The 15,206-nt window shown below is 40.4% G+C and carries 12 protein-coding genes; 2 read left to right on the forward strand and 10 right to left on the reverse strand.

The genetic code is table 11. The annotated features are described in order from the left end of the window. Positions 1–100 precede the first annotated feature (100 nt). The gene (locus tag ADHAQ_RS0120700) at positions 101–1,714 is read left to right on the forward strand and encodes an alpha-amylase family glycosyl hydrolase (protein WP_026464561.1); all 1,614 of its coding nucleotides are present in this window, start codon (positions 101–103) and stop codon (positions 1,712–1,714) included. Positions 1,715–1,755: 41 nt separating this feature from the next. Here ADHAQ_RS0120700 and ADHAQ_RS27410 read toward each other — a convergent pair whose 3' ends face one another. The 4 genes from ADHAQ_RS27410 to ADHAQ_RS0120720 form a co-directional block, all read right to left on the reverse strand. After that, positions 1,756–5,004 (reverse strand): S8 family serine peptidase, encoded by a 3,249-nt coding sequence (locus ADHAQ_RS27410; RefSeq protein ID WP_051360063.1) that lies wholly within the window; start codon positions 5,002–5,004, stop codon positions 1,756–1,758. A 350-nt stretch (positions 5,005–5,354) separates the two neighbouring features. Next, positions 5,355–6,458 carry a chorismate mutase gene (locus ADHAQ_RS0120710; RefSeq protein WP_051360064.1) on the reverse strand — a complete coding sequence of 368 codons (1,104 nt, stop codon included), beginning with the start codon at positions 6,456–6,458 and terminating at the stop codon, positions 5,355–5,357. A 79-nt stretch (positions 6,459–6,537) separates the two neighbouring features. After that, positions 6,538–7,710: a pyridoxal phosphate-dependent aminotransferase gene (locus ADHAQ_RS0120715; protein ID WP_034256970.1), complete on the reverse strand. Its 1,173-nt coding sequence runs from the start codon at positions 7,708–7,710 to the stop codon at positions 6,538–6,540. Position 7,711: 1 nt separating this feature from the next. Continuing rightward, positions 7,712–8,545: a prephenate dehydratase gene (locus ADHAQ_RS0120720; RefSeq protein WP_026464564.1), complete on the reverse strand. Its 834-nt coding sequence runs from the start codon at positions 8,543–8,545 to the stop codon at positions 7,712–7,714. Between the two features lie 478 nt (positions 8,546–9,023). Between ADHAQ_RS0120720 and ADHAQ_RS26540 the strand changes: the two genes are divergently transcribed. Then, the gene (locus tag ADHAQ_RS26540; RefSeq protein WP_157433477.1) at positions 9,024–9,551 is read left to right on the forward strand and encodes a hypothetical protein; all 528 of its coding nucleotides are present in this window, start codon (positions 9,024–9,026) and stop codon (positions 9,549–9,551) included. A 2-nt stretch (positions 9,552–9,553) separates the two neighbouring features. On the opposite strand, the gene ADHAQ_RS0120730 is transcribed toward ADHAQ_RS26540, so the two are convergent. From ADHAQ_RS0120730 to ADHAQ_RS0120755, 6 genes are all read right to left on the reverse strand, one after another. Beyond that, positions 9,554–10,426: an ATP-binding cassette domain-containing protein gene (locus ADHAQ_RS0120730; RefSeq protein ID WP_026464565.1), complete on the reverse strand. Its 873-nt coding sequence runs from the start codon at positions 10,424–10,426 to the stop codon at positions 9,554–9,556. Position 10,427: 1 nt separating this feature from the next. Continuing rightward, positions 10,428–11,099 carry a molybdate ABC transporter permease subunit gene (gene modB / locus ADHAQ_RS0120735; RefSeq protein ID WP_026464566.1) on the reverse strand — a complete coding sequence of 224 codons (672 nt, stop codon included), beginning with the start codon at positions 11,097–11,099 and terminating at the stop codon, positions 10,428–10,430. Continuing rightward, entirely contained in the window at positions 11,099–11,506 is a 408-nt protein-coding gene (locus tag ADHAQ_RS0120740; RefSeq protein WP_026464567.1) for a TOBE domain-containing protein, read from the reverse strand. The genes modB and ADHAQ_RS0120740 overlap by 1 nt, the downstream gene beginning before the upstream one ends. A gap of 14 nt (positions 11,507–11,520) precedes the next feature. Continuing rightward, positions 11,521–12,273, reverse strand: a complete 753-nt coding sequence (modA, locus tag ADHAQ_RS0120745) for a molybdate ABC transporter substrate-binding protein (RefSeq protein WP_034256972.1) — start codon at positions 12,271–12,273, stop codon at positions 11,521–11,523. Positions 12,274–12,381: 108 nt separating this feature from the next. Then, positions 12,382–13,647 (reverse strand): S-adenosylmethionine:tRNA ribosyltransferase-isomerase, encoded by a 1,266-nt coding sequence (locus ADHAQ_RS0120750; RefSeq protein WP_245590645.1) that lies wholly within the window; start codon positions 13,645–13,647, stop codon positions 12,382–12,384. A gap of 42 nt (positions 13,648–13,689) precedes the next feature. After that, positions 13,690–15,036: a peptidoglycan DD-metalloendopeptidase family protein gene (locus ADHAQ_RS0120755; protein WP_026464570.1), complete on the reverse strand. Its 1,347-nt coding sequence runs from the start codon at positions 15,034–15,036 to the stop codon at positions 13,690–13,692. Positions 15,037–15,206 lie beyond the last annotated feature (170 nt).

A 15,206-nucleotide genomic window follows, 5' to 3' on the forward strand; every position in this document is an offset into this window, starting at 1 on the left:
GGAGGAAGCCTAACAAATGAAACCTGCCGAGTAATAGCAGAGCTCAGGTATAATAATATTAAATAAATGGTATATTAGAGAAGCTTAAAAAGCAGCTTGTATGAAAACGGAAAGCAATAAATACCTTTGGTGGCAGCAAGGCATTATTTACCAGATTTACCCCCGATCTTACCAGGATAGTAATGCTGATGGAGTTGGCGATTTAAAAGGTATTATATCCAGGTTAGATTATATAAAAGAATTAGGCATCAAGGCTATCTGGGTTTCCCCTGTTTTTCCTTCCCCAATGGCCGATTTTGGTTATGATATTTCAGATTATAAAAATATTCATCCTTTGTTTGGCAACCTGAATGATTTTGACCAGTTGCTACAAGAAGTACATGCCCGGGATATGAAATTAATTCTGGATTTTGTTCCCAATCATTCCTCCGATCAGCACCCTTGGTTTATAGAAAGCCGTTCTTCCCGAAATAACCCAAAGCGGGATTGGTATATCTGGAAAGATCCAAAACCAGATGGCTCTGAACCTAATAACTGGCAGTCTATGTTTGGCGGAAGTGCCTGGCAATGGGATGGAAATACAAGCCAATATTACTACCATTCCTTTTTGAAGGAGCAACCCGACTTAAATTGGCGGAACCCGGATGTACAATATGCCATGCTGGATGTGATGCGCTTTTGGTTTAATAAAGGAATTGATGGGTTTCGGATAGATGTTTTATGGCATTTAATGAAAGATCCTGAATTTCGGGATAATCCTGTGAATCCTGATTATCGACCGGGCCAACCCTCCTTTAACAAATACATCCAGGTGAACAACAGTGATGGTCCAGATGTGTTAGAGGTTGTCAGGCGGATGCGCATGCTCACTAACGTGCATAAAGATCGTGTTTTGATAGGGGAGATTTATTTACCCTTAGACAAACTCATGAAATATTATGGGCAGCATAACAAAGGCGTGCACCTACCTTTTAATTTCCTACTGTTATCCCTGCCATGGGAGGCAGATAAAATTGCCGCCAGTATAACACAATATGAAGCCGCCCTACCACCTAATGGCTGGCCCAATTGGGTACTTGGCAACCATGACCAGGTACGGATTGCCAGCCGAGTAGGACTGGCCCAGGCCCGAATAGCCGCCATGCTTCTGCTAACCTTACGCGGCACGCCCACTATTTATTATGGCGATGAAATAGGTATGCACGATGTTCCTATTCCGGAAGAAGAAGTACAAGATCCACAGGGTCTTAATATGCCGGAGCTGAACGTAAGCCGGGACCCAGCCCGAACACCCATGCAATGGAGCGAATACCGGTATGCTGGCTTTTCCCCTCATAAACCCTGGCTTCGCCTACCAGATAACTACAAAAGGTTAAATGTAAGTGTGCAGGAGGGAAGGCGCTTGTCTATGTTAAACTTGTACAAGAGGCTTATATCCTTCCGGCAAAAAGAACCAGCCCTTATGGTAGGCTCCTACACCCAGGTCTATGCCGATAAGCAACAATTAGCTTTTTTACGAACGTATGGCAAAACCCAATTCCTAGTAGTATTAAATTTAACTCACCGGCCATGCTACTTTAAACCGAAAGACTTTCGGTTTAGCGGCAAAATAGAATTGGCCACTTACCCTGAGCCTGAAGGCAAAATGGTTAAAAATGTAATAAACTTAAGTGGCGATGAAGGAGTAATTGTCCGGTTACATGACGCAAGATAGCTAGGAATTAAATTTCGGAATATATAAAGCCAGATTTTTACCTACTGAATGGCTAATTTTAAAGTAAAAGTTTGGCTGGCATTATGGCCGGTAAGTAAATAAATACCAGGTAAAACACCAGCTGGTAATTGAATAGCAAGGTTATTGGTGCCAGGCTTCAGCAACTTCTGATCCTGGAAAACTACTTTCCCAGCGACATCTTTCAATTCCAGGTTTATCTTTCCTTCCGATTTATCGGCAGCTACCGTTACCATAAAGGATCCTTTATTAGGGTTTGGATAAACAGAAGCCGGTGCAAATTGTTCCGAAAAGCGAACCACTTTTGGTCCGTAATACTGAGAAGTGCCATCTAAATCCATTTGTTTTAATCGGTAGTAGCGGGTCCCCGATTTTCCTTTTTCCTGATCTATAAACCGGTAACTCTTAACACCCATGGTTTTGGAAACTTTAGGCGCTACAAAGCCAAGCTTTTTGTATACTTCTCCATTTTGTGAAACCTCAACCTCTATTCCTGCATTATTTATTTCGGCAGCTGTTTCCCAGGTAAGCCAGGTCTCTTGCCCTTTTTTAAATGCCTGGAATGATAATAAGGTTATTGGCAAGGGAGTATATTCTTTAGGAGCGGCAGCCGTCCACCTGGAAAAACCTTCAATACCGCTTTGCTTTACCTGGTATACCTCCTCGCTCTGGTCGGCCGTAGAATTAGTCTGCAAGGTCCAGGTATTGCCCTTATCGGTTGATCTATATAAGTAAAGCGAATTCTTTACCTGCCCGTTTAATTCATGAGGAAGATATTGAAAAGTCATAGTAGCATTTAAACCCGTATTTTGCCCAGATACAACCTGAATATCAAAATATCGGTTGATAGAAGCTATCGTACTGGTTCCGTTTACTCCGGTTGTCCTGGTAACTTCTACCAAGCCAGGAGCAGTTGGAAGGGTAAGCGTTAAGCCAATATTTTGAAAGGAATGATTTAAAGCCCCATTTGTAAAATCATGAGAAGCTTTAACTTGACCATTTATATAAGCAGTACTACTTTCGGCCAGGGAAGCATGGGCACCTAATGTAACTGAAAAATTTCCTGTATGTAAGATTCCATTGGTAAGGGTGAGAGCTCCGTTTACCTGAATAGGGTCTTTTAAAGTAATCCCGCTCTTATTCTGTAGTTGTAAATCCTGAAATATACCTTTCCTAATTTCCTGCGTGGCATTTCCAGTTAGGGTTATGGATCCTCCTTGGGAGAGCAGGCTTACCTCCAGGTTTCCTCCTATCTTTAGTGTACCCGCCGTTTGCACAAAGGATCCGTTACCTGTAATTTTGCCGGATATAATTAAATTACCACCTGTCTGGTTTATTTGGCCGTGAAGAGTTATTTGCCCTACCGAAATATTTTGCACATGAAGTATTTCTGGATAGTGCGATAATCCTGCTGGAATAGTAATGGCCGTATTTTCGTCAGGTACAATACCTGAGGTCCAGTTTTGCGGGTCCTGCCAATTGGTAGATAATCCTGCCCAGCTATTTATGATCCCTGAAGCAATCAGCGAAAAATCCTGGGCATTGTTCCTTAATTCCTTTTTATGTTTTATAGTAATGGTATAGGCCTCTCCGGGTACCGGATCAGTAATTAAAATCTGTTCTACATTGTCCCGGATATTATCTCCTCTGGTTGCAGGATTAGCCGGAGCATCCGGATTTAAAATCCAGGGCATATGGGTTTCACTTCCATGGATTACCCGGACATCTAAATCATTTACTAAACTGGGTGTCCGGTTATTTAAGGTGGTAGGCACCAATGGTAAAACAGGTCCGGCTGGATCGGTCCAGCTAATAGTGATGCGCAGAGGTTCTGTACCAGCAGCTACTACAGTTTTAGTAAATGTCTGCCCTTGGGTTAGGGTAGTTTCGGTAAGTACATGTTTTTGCCCTGAATTGGCTATTACCTTGGCAGCCTTCCCTGTATCCATTACTCCCCAGCCATATATATAATCAGGTCCTGGGGCCGAACCGCTTTCATTGGCAGTATGTATAGCTACTCCTTTCAAGGTAGCAGCCCGCATAAACTTACCATCATTTAAATTCCCGAAATGCTCTTGCAATAGAAACAAAGAGCCAGCAATATTTGGGGCTGCCATGGAAGTTCCTGAACCACTATAATACGTTTCATCCGAGCCCGCTCCACTGGAGGTAACCCGAATACCATTGCCTACCAAATCTGGTTTAATCCGGCCATCATCAGTAGGGCCCCAACTACTAAAATATGCTCCCTTTACATCGGTGGGACTAGTATAACCATTAGCTATTTCAGCTATAGCTCCTACAGTTAGAATATTTTTAGCTACACTATGATCCGGAATTACATCGTAACCCGAATATCTCCGCATATCAGCCGTACGACCAGTTTCTATTAATTCCCAGGTTCCAAGAGTCGGGTTATATCGATAATAAGGAGTTCCCACAGCTGGTTCTGCCATATTATTACTGTTCCCAGCGGCTTTTACCATTAAATAATAAGGCGCTTTGAAAGCAATATCATCCCAAATCTGAGCATAATAGTCGTAGTACCCAAAGTAAACGTCCTCTGTTTGGCTTACCTCAACATCACCCAGCCAATACCAGTTTCCCCCCATGTATTGCCAACCGGCTATATACCCGTAAGAATGGTTGGACACTAACAGTTCTTTAGCCGCCGCCGCAATTTCAGAAAGGTCGTTATCAAAATACCAGGACTGTAAGTTTGGGGCTGCAAAAGACATACCTTTGGCTAAAGGATATATTCCCTGGTTGATCATTGTTCCCGCAACGTGGGTGGCATGGTCACTGTTATTTAAATAATTATCCCGGTTTACAATCCGGCCAACCATTTCCTGATGCGAAGGACGGACAGCGCCACCATCCCAGATTCCTAATTTACCGGATAGAAATGAACTAGCGCCACTTAAAGAGAATCCGGATGCTCCGCCAGCCCATACATTCGAGGTATTGGTAGTTACTGCAGATAATAAATTTTGGTGAGTGGCATAATACACCGGACGGCCAGTTGAGGTAAGGCCCTGCAAGGAAATGGAAGCACCAGTAGGAGTGGTTTCATTAATGATCCATTTATACTTTTTAGCTTTCTCTAATGCTTTAGTACGGGTGGCTTTATATTTTGCTTCCTGCTCTTTAGCTATGTTTTCTAAAGCCTGTTTATTTGTAACAGCAATCCGTCCTTGTTGGCCTAAGGCATCTTGCTTTAAGAAAAAACAGAAAATGAAAAATGGAAGAATTAAAGGTAAAAATTTATGCATTTAAAATATTTAAATCCTGGTTATTGTCTTAGTAATTTTATTTTAGTCATATTAGTTTCCTAATACTAAAATTTTTTAATTTTTCTAAGAAACAAAAACAGGTGATAAATAATTAAACAGACACTACCGGCTTTAAATACTGTGATTAAACTTATTTAAAGCAATTTATTTTTAAAACAGGTCTGATGCAGCTACTAAAAGGAATAATTTGTTTTGCACTAAACAAATAATAATTTAGCTCAGCTTATATTAGAGAGTTCCTTTATAATATAATATTAATAAAAAAACCCTTCCTGCTTTCTCAAATATATGAGTGGGCAGGAAGGGTTTAATTTAAAGCTAAAAAGGAATTATGCTTCCACTTTACCGTTTACAATCTCTGTTTGAATATTGATAGAGTTTGTATGGATAGTCTGGAAAATAGCACGAACAAATTTTTCGTCCAGACCTTCATTTATGCCTTTGTTTAAAATATCTTCTAACATTTGGTCCCAACGTTTAACCTGTAAAATGGTCATGTTGTGATCTTTTTTGTACTGACCAATTGTACGGGATAAACGTGTACGACGAGCAAGCACCTCAATTAATTCTTTATCTACCTGGTCAATGTTCCGACGCATATCTTCCAACAGGTGGTGATCTTCACCGTCTGCATCTTCTTTGGTGAAACGGATGCTTGATAATAATTTATGTAAATCAGCAGGTGTTACTTGTTGTGATGCATCACTTAAAGCTACTGATGGATCAATGTGTGTTTCGATCATTAAACCGTCCATAGCTAAATCCATTGCTTTCTGTGCAATTGGCTGCAATAAATCACGTCTACCAGCAATGTGGCTTGGATCGCAGATTAATGGCAACTCTGGCACTAAACGTTTGAACTCAATAGCGCTATTCCATTTTGGTTGGTTCCGGTAAGGCGCATTATCAAAAGTAGAAAAACCTCTGTGAATTCCACCTAACTGGCGTATACCAGCCTGGTTTAAACGCTCAATAGCACCTAACCATAATTGTAAATCCGGGTTAACCGGGTTTTTAACTAAAACCGGAATATCAACACCGCGTAAAGCATCAGCAATTTCCTGTACAGTAAATGGGTTTACTGTAGTACGGGCACCTATCCAAAGAATATCGATACCAGCCTTTAATGACTCATAAACGTGTTGGGTATTAGCAACTTCAACCGCTACTTTTAAACCAGTCTCTTGTTTTACACGCTTTAACCATTTTAGAGCAGGAATACCAACACCTTCAAAGCTATTTGGACGCGTACGTGGTTTCCAAACACCAGCCCGGTAAACGGTTACGCCTGGCACGTTGTTCTTGATTAAATGAGCAGTCTGTAAAACTTGCTCTTCCGATTCGGCGCTGCAAGGGCCGGCAATTAAAAGCGGTGACCCATCTTCATTAATTAAAGCCGAAGTTGGCAACAGGTCGATACTTGGTTTACTCATGACAAATAATATGATTAAAGTTCAAAGTTACTTATTATAAATTATATATTGTTTTTATTATCTTCTATTAATTAAAAAATTAAGCATTAATTAATAAAGCTTTAACATTTTTAATTGCTTTCCGGATATTCTCTTCAGTTGCACAAACCGAAATCCGCACGTACCGTTCCCCGTTGGAACCAAATATTTTACCGGGCGTTAAAAATACATTTGCCTGGTAAAGAATACGATCTAAAAATGCTTCTACATCTTCCACATCATCCGGAACCCGGCCCCAAACAAACATTCCGGTAGCTTCTTTCGAATATTTACAATGCAAAACATCCAGTAACTCATAAACTAATTCCCGGCGTTTCCGGTAAACCGCATTGCGCTCCTGGTGCCAGTTATCAGAATTACTTAAAGCCTGTACCGCTGCATGCTGAACAGGAAGAAACATGCCGGAATCCAGGTTACTTTTCACGGCAATAATGGCATCAATATATTCCTTCTGTCCGGCTACCATACCAATACGCCAACCAGCCATGTTAAAGGATTTACTCATAGAGTTTAACTCTACACAACAATCCATAGCACCTGCTGCATGTAAAATGCTAATTGGAGCTTTTTCGTTCAAAACCAGGCTATAAGGATTATCATGAACGATTAAAATTTCACGTTCCCGGGCAAATTCAATTATCTTTTCAAAATCTGCCTCAGAAGCCAATGCGCCGGTAGGCATGTTCGGGTAGTTCAGGAACATTAATTTAACCCGGCTTGTATCCAAAGCTCTTAAAGCAGCCAAATCTGGTAACCAGTTGGTATCCTCAGTCAGGTCAAAGAACACAGGTTCGGCATTCACTAACTTGGCTACGGCAGCATAAGCCGGATACCCCGGATTAGGTACCAAAACCTGATCTCCCGGATTTAAAAAAGCCATAGCAATATGAAAAATACCTTCTTTTGATCCCAGCAAAGGCAATACCTCTGTTTCCGGGTTTAAGGTAACATTGTATGTGCTGCTATACCAGTTTGCAAAAGCCTGGCGCAAAGCCAGAATAGACCTGTATGGTTGGTAACCATGGTTTTTTGGGTTTTGTGCTGATTGGGTTAATGCGGTTACAGTTTCATCCGAAGCCGGTAAATCCGGGTCACCAATACCTAAATTTACCACATCATGCCCCTGAGCCATCAGGTTACGTACTTCAGCTAATTTACGGGCGAAGTAATATTCCTGCACATGGTCTAAACGATTTGCCTTTGGGATAATCATATTATTTAACTCCTCTTTTATAGATACCCAGTATTTTAATTTCTACTACCATAGGCCTGATTTTTTCAATAGCCGCAGTAAACTCATTATAATCTTCCCACTCCAGATCCAGTAAAATAGTAAACTCATTAGGATCACTTATTATAGGAATAGATTGTATCAGGGATAAGTTTATGTGTAATTCCCGGAACACATCCAGGATATTAGCCAACTCGCCTGCCCGGTGGTGCAACTGAAAATTTACGGAAGCTTTATTGGCCCCCGATACATCTTTTAAGGGCTTGCCTGAGATAACCATAAAGCGGGTGTAATTCTCTTTATAGTTCTCTATGCATTCCTCTACTATATCCAATCCATATAATGCCGCTGCCGCTCTGCTGGCTATGGCTGCCACACCAGATAAATTATTTTCTCTGATTTCACGGGCACTTTCAGCAGTATCCGCCGATTCAATGGCTTGCATATACGAATGCTCTTCCAGAAAATTAGTGCATTGCAGCAAAGCCATCGGATGGGAGCGTACAATGCGGATATCTTCCAAAGTTTGTCCGGGCAAAGCCAGCAAATTTTGTTCAATAGGCAAATAAGCTTCTCCAACAATAGAAACCGGGTAGTCGTGCAGCAAAGTATAATTACCCAGTATACTACCAGCTAAATAATTTTCAATAGCAATTACGCCAAAATCTGCTTCACCATTTTTTACCAAAGCAAAAACCCGTTGAAAGGTCATGCAGGGAATAATGTCAATGGTTTGGGGAGCAAAATATTGCTGGGCCACTACATCATGGAAAGAAGCAGGACCACCCTGAATAGCTATTTTTAAGTTTGGATTCATAGTAATAAAAAAAGCCCCGAATTTTCGGGGCTTCTGGATTTATATTTTGTTTCTAAACGCAATACTATTCCTTAACACCCCAGGGAGGTACTAAAATAGAAGTAGTAGTAAAAGTTTACGTTCGGAATTGTTCTCACTTTATTTGTTTTTTGATGCGGCAATTTTAAGAAAGTTTATTTTAATATCATAATGTTTGAGAAGAAAAATTATGATAGCGGAAGAAATATTTTTTTTAAGGTAAATTTAAATAGATAATAGAAACTATGGCTTTCTTTTTCATGACTAGGATAAAAACAAGAACTTACTCAGTCAGGAAACTTTTTATATTATATTATGATTCTCACCTAAATTGTGTAATTCGCCTTTTAAAAAGGCTTATTTGCAAAAAGAACAATTCACCTTAAAAAAAAATAAATAATTGGATTTACTTTACACAACAAGGCCTGCTTTCTTAGGGTTAAGAATATTTTACATCTGTTTGCTTTCTTCCCTAATCCTGATTAGTTGTTCTAACAAAATTTATATAAAGAAAAAACCTGATACTTTTTATGAAACCGTTGAACAATTTTCCGGTAAAAAGTACCCAGGCAATATTGTATTTCCTGCCGGGGAGGAGGCTCCGTTTCGGGGAGAACCTCTTTGGGTAGAAGTCAATAAAACTTCCCGCAACAGACTTGAAATTCCGGTACATGTTGGAAATAACATTTACCGGACGCTTATTTTTGGGAAGGATAAAAATGGTTATTGGCTACAGCACGAAAATAAAAGACCGGATGGAGCCCAAGCTGAAATTTCGATGTATGGTGGCCGAAACGAGGAGGAAACTAATAACTATGTGATGGTTTTTCCGGCCGATGGTTACACTAAACAGTTATTAGGTGCAGCGCGCAATAGTACCTGGTCTTTGGGTTTAAGCAGCGACAAACATACGTTAAGCTATATTGCCGAAGATGATGGCCGATTGGTGCTGCAAATTGACATTGATTTAGCGGAAGCCTTGCAGTAAAATTATCTTTTTTTAATTATAGGATTAAAAGCTTTGGTAAAAACAGTAACAGTATCGCCAGGTTGCAAATTAGTTACCTCATCCTCTGTTGCCACTGTTTTAATAATATTATTCCCAATCAATACATCCAGAATATAAATTACATCACTTTTTTTAATAGCCAGCACCTCGCCAACTAATTGAATTTTACTACTTAGGCGCTCTTTTCCAAAAATTTCGGCGGGTGGGCCTTGGGCTATAACCTTTCCCTTATCCAGAGAAATAATCTGGTCTGATAACCGGTAAATTTCTGACAACTGGTGGCTAACCAATAAAGTAGTTGTTCCGAAAGATTTATGTAACTGATAAATCTGATCTTGCAACAATTGCCGCATTTCCAGGTCTAAAGCAGAAAGGGGCTCATCCAATAAGAGTATCGGTGGCTTCCGGACCAATGCCCGCACCAAAGCAACTCGCTGTTGCTGCCCTCCCGATAATGTTAATGGTTTCCGATCTGCTAACGAAAGCAAGGAGGCACGCTGAAGCAAATCATCTATGGCACTTAAGTCTTCTTTGCTTTGTGCGGCATAGACCAAGTTTTCCCGGACAGTCATGTTAGGAAACAAGGCATAATCCTGAAAAACAAAACCTATATTTCTTTTCTGAGGTGCAAGGTTAATGTTTTTAGCGGTATCCAGCCAGACCTGGTCATTTACCTGAATGAATCCTGCATCAGGCTGAACAAGTCCAGCCAATATTTTAAGAATAGTAGTTTTTCCGGCACCTGATTTGCCGTAAAGGGTACAAAAACTACCCATTTCCAAGCGAAAATCCACGTCCAAGTTCAGCTTACCTTCTGCCATTAGCAATGATTTTTGGATTTGAATCTGAATCATATTAAAAGGCTTTAACCAGTCGCTTATTCAGCAGATAAACTGATAATAATATAGAAAAGGCCAGTATCAGCAAAATGAAAGAGTAGATATGGGCCGAAGCATAATCTAATGTTTCAACTTCGTGATAGATGGCAATGGAAACCACGCGGGTTTGATCTGGAATATTCCCTCCAATCATTAACACTAAACCAAACTCTCCAATGGTATGAGCAAAAGAAAGAACCATCCCGGTTAACAAAGAGGGTTTTATATTAGGCAATATTACTTTTAGCAAAGTTTCCAGTTTAGATTTTCCTAAGGTATAAGAAGCTTCTTTTAAAGAAGAAGGAATTGCTTCTAAACCTGCCTGCACCGGTTGTACCATAAATGGCAAACTATATATAATAGAACCAACCACCAGACCGGCAAATGAAAAAACTAGTTGCAAATCAAAATTTTCGCTTAAAAATTTCCCTAAGGCCCTACTAGGACTAAAGGCTAATAATAAATAAAAACCGAGAACAGAAGGCGGTAATACAAGTGGTAAACTAATAATAGCCTCTACAACAGGTTTAAAACGGGAAGTAGCATTAGCCAACCACAAGGCCACGGGTATGCCTATAATTAGGAGCAAAGCAGTTGTAACGGTAGCCAGCTGCAACGTAAGCCATATAGGTTGCCAATCCAATGCCATCAGTAAGTTTTTTGCATTATGGACACCTCATTTGTTTTTACCAGACCTATAACATGATCCCCAATGAGTAAATTCAGTGCTTTTACCGATTGGGTGGTTATTATAGCGCAAAGAATCTGTCCTTTATAATCCAGGTAAACACTGGATAAGATTTTACCACTTATTATTTTAGTAATGCTGCCAGGAAAACAATTTCGCGAACTAAGCCCACCAGACAAATTTTTCCCAATAGCCATTTCTGTTTCCTTAAAAACCATAATTACTTCCTGGCCAATTTTGAGATAAGGAGCTGTATCGGGAGTATCAATAACGAGTGAATAAAATTGTTCTTCCCAAGCGGCAATGGTTATTAACGAAATATCCTCGCCCGATTCTATTTGCGAAATAATACCTAAAACCTGATTCATTACCTGAGAACTATTTACTTTACACTATATCCGTATTTTGTAAATATAGCTTTAGCTTTGGTACTATACAGAAAATTATAAAAAAGCCGGGCATTCTTCCAGTTTCTTTTTTTAGCCCCATTTAATAAAACAGCACTTTGGGCAATAGGGGAGTACGCTTTTTTGCTGATTTCTACCCAGTTGCCTTTTACTTTCATAGCAGGCTCCAGTACCACCGATTTGGCCGTAAAACCTAAATCAACTGCCCCTGACAAAACATACTGATTCACTTGGGCAACACTTTCTCCATTTACTATTTTAGGTTTAACCGCTGCATTTACATTAAAATAACTCAAGACTTGCAGGGCTGCTGCCCCATAGGGTGCCGTTTGAGCATTTGCCACCGCTATTTTTTTAATAGCAGGAGATAACACAACTGGTACCCCTTTAGTTAAATCTATATTCTTAGTAGTCCAAAGTACTAAGGCGCCATAAGCATATATTTTAGGTTTGCTTGCGGCTAAACCAGCTTTCTCCAAAGCTGCCGGATAATGAGTATCTGCCGATAAAAGAATATCAAAAGGAGCGCCTTGCTGTATTTGGGTAGTCAGCTTGCCAGAAGAGCCAATAATCAGTTCCAGTTCTGCACCCGTTTCTTTTTCAAATGCCTGTTTCAGTAACTCCGCCACAAATTGCGCATTGGCTGCCACTGCCACCCGGACTTTTTGCGCCTGGCCACAAGTATTAATGCCCAAAAATAAGGCAAGAATCAAAAAGTATCGGTACATCTGAATTTAAATTAATAAAGAACTGAAAATAGATAAATAATTACAAAAAGCTATCAGGCATTTAACTTTAAAAGGCAGACATATTTTTCATTATTTACATATTAGTATTTAAGGAAGCAACAAAGAAGAATCGCCGTAACTTAAAAACCGATAATTATTTTGCAAGGCATGGTCATACATTTGCCGCCAGTTCTCGCCTATTAATGCCGAAACCAGCAACAATAAAGTACTTTCAGGTTGGTGAAAATTCGTTATCAGGCCCGTTGTCAGTTTAAATTGGTACCCTGGAGCAATCAATAATTGCGTAGTAGCCCGAATATGATCCTGTTGCGTTTTATCCAGGTAAAGTAAAAGTGTTTCCAAGGCTTCTTGGGCTGATATTTCAGTTTTATCCTGATAAGGAAGCCATTGATCTACATGCAAAGGTTCTAAACCGGAAGTGAAGTTTTCAGAAGTTTTCAATTTCATCCCTAACCAGTACAAGCTTTCCAAGGTTCGCAAGGAAGTAGTACCAACCGGAATAATACTTTCTCCTAATTGTTCTAATAATGCTTTTATTGCCCCAACTGAAACATAAATTTCTTCTCCATGCATAGTATGCTCGGCCATAGCTTCAGCCTTAACGGGCCTAAATGTTCCAGCCCCCACATGCAGCGTAACCTCAACTGTTTTGGTTCCAGTTTGCCTTAGTTGCTCTATTATAGCTCCCGTAAAATGCAACCCTGCCGTTGGAGCAGCTACTGCACCCTCTTTTTGGGCATAAACAGTCTGATATGTTTGCTTATCGGTATCTGTGGCATCACGATTTAAATAAGGTGGAAGAGGAAGGTTACCTGCTTTTTCTAGTATTTCAGCAAAAGTCAAAGCCTGGGGCTCCCAACTAAACTTTATCAGGTAACTATCAGACAATTTCTCCACCTTTTCTGCCCTTAGTTTCGCAATACCAGTTTCGGTCTCGAATCCTAATTCCAGTAAATCTTCTTTCCAGCGTTTTGCGTTTCCTACCAAGCACTTCCAAGTGCAGCCTCCGGTTTGTTGCATGGCCTGCTGCATTTCGACGGAAGGGGAAACCGGCTCCAAACAAAACACCTCTATAGTACTACCGGTTGGGCGCTGAAAATACAACCGCGCCTGAACTACCTTGGTGTTATTAAATATAAGTAAGGTTTTTGAGGGCAATAACTCAGGTATTTCCCAGAATGCGTGATCTGCTATAACACCTTTTTTATATAACAGTAATTTAGAGGCGGCCCGATCAGTAAGCGGATATTTAGCAATCTGGTCATCAGGCAAAAAATAAGCAAAATCTTTAATTTTTAGCTGCTTCGGGTTTACAGGCATAGAGAAAAATATTTTGGCAAAAATAGAAGACAATCTCCCAGTTTCCTATAAATCTCCCCTTAGGAAATTTTAAACTTAAGAACGAACCAGCCAACCCACCGTACCATCTGCTAATTTTATTAGTTGGTAACTTTCATAAAACCCTAATACAGTTACCTCTTCATTTTTTTTAACTTTAGCAATAGGAACAGCCAGGGTTTCGGGTTTTTCCATCAATTCTGCCTCGTTTTTCAGGCTTTGTGTTTTAATAGGTTTTGCCAGGCTTTCTACTAAATTACCTTGTAAGAAACCCGGTTTGCCATTAGGTAATTGTACCCGATACCATTCCGATGTTCCACCTAAAATCTCAATGGGTGTATCTTTGGGCAAAGTAGCAAGGGCGGTAGCTTTATTGCTTGGCCCATTCCTTAAAACTGTTTTATTCTTTGAAGTCCTACCCAGTTGACCTATCTGAGCGTCATTCACACGCAGGGGAGCCGGTTTGGTATTTTTATCCTGAATAAACGGGTAAGGATCTACGGCACCCCGATTAAAGGAGTAAATACCAAAATGTAAATGGGGAACAGTAAAACGGGCGTTCCCGGTATTGCCTACCAATCCTAGCGTATCACCTGCTTTTACCCGCTGGCCCGCACTTACTAACTGCTTGTCCAGGTGCGCATAATATAAACTTTGACTTAACTTTATATCTGATAACCAAACTACTTTGCCACCTAAGCCAGATTCTCCAACCCGGGAAACAATTCCATCCGTACTTGCTAAAACTGGCGTCCCTTTCGCAGCAAAAATATCTACGCCCTCGTGTTTCCGTTTCCCGCCATCGCGGTCTTGCCCCCAAAAGCTTTGTACAGCCCGGCTGTCTTTTCCTTTTACCGGAAAAGCTAAGGAGGGTTTGGCTACAATGGTAATAGTAAAACTACCACTTTTTAATAATTCCGGCTGCAACCGAACCAAATGCGATTGGTTGCCATCCACCCGGTATTCTAATTGCAAAGAAGTGGTATCGGCAGCGGCAACATGCTTAGCCTGTCTTACCTGATTGTTGCCCAATTCAAATAAATCCAGAAAGAGTTTTATATCTTGTTTCGCTTTGGTAGTTACCCGTACGTCAATCACTTCGCCTTGCCTGGCCATAAATACATAGCTGGCAGCCACAGGTTTCTCGGCTTTAAAATAGCCGGTTTCCTGAAAAGGCAAAGTAACCAGTAATGAATCGCGTAAAGCTTGCTGACCAGCCGCCACCCAAGCTTGCCCTAAGGCTGTTTTATGCAATTTTGCCTCCCGCAGGCCATGTTCATAGGCTTCATAAGGCGTCCGCTTCTGGAAAATGGTATTAAGGCCTTGCTTACCAACGCAACTACTTATAAAAATTAAGAGCAGGAGGTAGCTAACCTGTTTTATAAATAAATAAGAGATTTTCATATTTTTAAATAATTGTTAGATTACAGTATAGGCTTCCATGTTCTTTTGCTTTTGATACCCTTGCCCGAACCCAGATAAAATCAATTTCGTTTTATAGATTAAGCTTCTCTAAACAAAAATTTCGCCAATACTGTTTTATATGCTTATTATCAGGGTATTTTAAATCCCCG

Source organism: Adhaeribacter aquaticus DSM 16391, from assembly GCF_000473365.1.
In the GTDB taxonomy this organism is placed as follows: domain Bacteria; phylum Bacteroidota; class Bacteroidia; order Cytophagales; family Hymenobacteraceae; genus Adhaeribacter; species Adhaeribacter aquaticus.